Genomic DNA, 874 nt, shown 5'->3' on the forward strand with positions numbered 1-874 from the left:
GTCAAGGAGGTCGAATTCACCTCCGACCGCGTTCAATAACGAGAGCCTTTTTCGCTTTCACGCGCTTGCTGGGTCGTCCCCGACGGGCGGCTAGCAAACCGAACTCACCCAGCAATCAGCGCAGAACGAGAACTGGGGTTCCGACCGCAACGCGGTCGAATAGGTCGACGATATCTTCGTTCAACATCCGAAAGCACCCATAGGACGCGAATGTGCCGACGGAATTGGGCCGATTGGTGCCGTGAATTGCATATTGGCCGCCCCCAGAGAGCGTAAGCGCGCGCGCGCCCATCGGGTTTCGTGGCGATCCACCGGGAATAACGTCCGGAAGCATTGGGTTATCGCGCTTGATCTCGTCAGGCGGCGACCAGGCCGGCTCGACATGCTTGCCCTCGACCAGCACTTCGCCGAGCCATTGCTTGGAGGCCTTCCCAACGGCCACGCGATACCGGATCGCAGAGCCATTGCCTTGCACCAAATACAGGCTCCGCTCCTTCGTCCTGATAACGATCGCGCCTGGCACCGCGTCGCCTTTATAAGCCACGATTTCGCGTGCCCGAACCGCTCCCGCAATCGCAAACGACACCAATACGATGCCCGCCCGAAGCATTACCCGAAAGATCAGCATTTCTATGACGCCCACATTATCGCAATCGCAGTAGCCCAATGGCTTCCGACTGTAAATCGGTAGCAGAAAGAGCACAACAGCTGTCTGACATGCCGAAATTTGATGACGGCTCGCGCATTCCGCGCTAATAGCCTGCCGAAATCTTATCGGGATCGCAGAATCAATGACACGAGAAGCAAACGCTCACTTGGGGAAGTGAAGAGAAATGTCCGAAATTGACCACGAGATTGTCGCGCTCCTCGCTGA

The 874-nt window shown here is 57.1% G+C and carries 1 protein-coding gene; it reads right to left on the reverse strand.

The genetic code is table 11. From position 1 onward, the window contains the following. Positions 1-115: 115 nt before the first annotated feature. Complete coding sequence (locus AC1DVA_RS28770) at positions 116-628, reverse strand: L,D-transpeptidase (protein WP_476808185.1); 513 nt, start codon at positions 626-628, stop codon at positions 116-118. Between the last annotated feature and the right edge of the window lie 246 nt (positions 629-874).

Source organism: Allobosea sp. P4_C6 (assembly GCF_056402015.1).

Bases quoted from the DNA above. Each gene is read 5' to 3' on its own strand.
- AC1DVA_RS28770 (WP_476808185.1), bottom strand. From the start codon at position 628: ATGCTGATCTTTCGGGTAATGCTTCGGGCGGGCATCGTATTGGTGTCG.